Origin of the sequence: Pseudonocardia pini (genome assembly GCF_013870575.1) — a bacterium.
Classification (GTDB): domain Bacteria; phylum Actinomycetota; class Actinomycetes; order Mycobacteriales; family Pseudonocardiaceae; genus Pseudonocardia; species Pseudonocardia pini.
On record NZ_JACBXB010000904.1, the window covers coordinates 1 to 1,985 of the forward strand.

At 74.8% G+C, this 1,985-nt stretch carries 1 protein-coding gene and 1 pseudogene; both read left to right on the forward strand.

The window, feature by feature from the left end; all coding sequences use genetic code 11:
• Positions 1–468: 468 nt before the first annotated feature.
• Positions 469–1,083 (forward strand): annotated as a pseudogene (locus H5J29_RS36675) (phosphatidylglycerol lysyltransferase domain-containing protein); the annotation flags it as partial.
• 91 nt (positions 1,084–1,174) lie between these two features.
• Positions 1,175–1,985: MFS transporter (locus H5J29_RS35580; protein WP_376768593.1), on the forward strand; the 811-nt coding region annotated here is incomplete at its 3' end.

Here is a 1,985-nt window from a genome sequence, read left to right on the forward strand (position 1 = left end):
CTCTTGGCGGTGTTCCTGCTGGTCCTGCAGGCTGTCGGGTCCGTGCTCAGCATCGCCCTGCCCAACGACGGCCCGCTCGGCTCCACCGGCGACCCCCAGAGCACCTGGCTCGACGCCGTGATCACGATCGTGCTCACCGGGCTGCTCGCCAACGGGCTGCGCAAGGGGCACCGGGTGGCGTGGCGATGGGCCGTCGGCTGGGCGGGGCTCAACGTGTTCGTGGGGATCGTGGTGATCGGGCTCGCGGTCGCGGCGCTGGTGTGGGGCGGGGACATCGACCTCGGCGAGCCGCCGGGCATCTTCGCCGCGGACCGGCTGGCGTACACCGTGCTGTTCGTGGTGTTGATCGTCGGACGGCGGGCATGGCGGGTCCCGTCCCGGCGGCGCAGGCGGGCCGCGGGCGGGGTGACCGACCGGGAGACGGCCGTCGCGCTGCTCGAGTCCGCGGGCGGCGGGTCGGTGTCCTGGATGGCGACCTGGCCGGACAACGAGTGGTTCCTCACCGCCGACGGCGGGACCTTCGCCGCGTGGCAGCGGCACGCGGGCGTGGCGATCGGGCTCGGTGACCCCGTCGGCGCGGACCCGGTCGGGGCGTTGGCCGAGTTCCGCACCCGCAGCGAGACAGCCGGGCTGGTGGCCTGCCTGTTCTCGGTGTCCGACGAGGTGGCCACCGCGGCGCGCGAGCGCGGCTGGCGGACCGCACAGGTCGCCGAGGACACCCTGATCGACCTGCCGGACCTGGAGTTCCGCGGCAAGTCGTGGCAGGACGTCCGGTCGGCGCTGAACAAGGCGGGCAAGCAGGGGATCACGTTCCGGCTGGTCACCCTGGCCGACGAGAAGTACTCCCTGGTCTCGCAGGTCCGGGAGATCAGCGAGCAGTGGGTCGGCGAGAAGGGGCTGCCCGAGATGGGCTTCACCCTCGGCGGGGTCGACGAGGCACTGGACCGGCACGTGCGCGTGGGGCTCGCCGAGGACGCCGACGGCGTGGTGCAGGGCGTGACCTCCTGGCTGCCCGTGTACTCCCCCGGCGGCCGGGTCACCGGCTGGACCCTCGACGTCATGCGCCGCCGGGAGGACGGCTTCCGGCCGGTCGTGGAGTTCATGATCGCCTCGGCGAGCCTGGCCTTCCGCGAGGAGGGCGCGGACGCTGCAGGGCGTGGCGGCGGGGTTCCTGGTGCCGACCGGGCAGGCGCTGCTCGGGCAGGCCGTGGGGCCTGCGCGGCTGGGGCGGGTGATGGCGCTCTTGGGAGCCGTGGTGAGCCTCGGGCCCGCGCTCGGCCCGGTCGTCGGCGGTGTCCTGCTCGAGGTGGCGTCCTGGCCGTGGCTGTTCCTCGTCAACCTCCCGCTCGGCGCGGTCGGCCTGGTCGCCGGGCTCCGCGTGCTGCCTCGCGGCACGCCGTCGGACACCGGTCCGCTCGACCTCGCCGGGCTCCTGCTCGCCGGGCTGGGCCTGTCCGCGCTGGTCTACGGCGTGACGGCGTGGGGCTCGGCGGAGGGCTCCTGGGTCGTGGGCCCGGTCGTGGGCGGGATCGCGGCGCTGGCGGCCTTCGTGGTCCGGTCGCTGCGCGGGGCGGAGCCGCTCACCGACCTGCGCCTGTTCGCCGACCCGCGGTACTCGGCCGCCACGGTCTGCAGCACCCTCACCGGGGCCTCGCTGTTCGGGACGGTGCTGGTGTTCCCGCTGCTCCTGCAGCTCGACCGGGGCACGGACACGATCGGCACCGGGCTCGCGCTGCTGTCCTACGGCCTCGCGACGGCGGTGTCCACGCCGCTCGCCGGCAGGCTCACGGACCGCTACGGCGGCGGACGGATCGCCGTCGCGGGGTGCGTGGGGCTGATCCTGACGGCGCTGCCCTTCGCCCTCTGGTCCCCGGGGCCGGTGCTGCTGCAGGTCCTGCTGGTGCTGCGTGGGATCGCGATCGGCTTCGCGGCGATCCCGCCCACGGTGGCCGCCTACGCCATGGTGGACGCGCAGACCGAGCCCA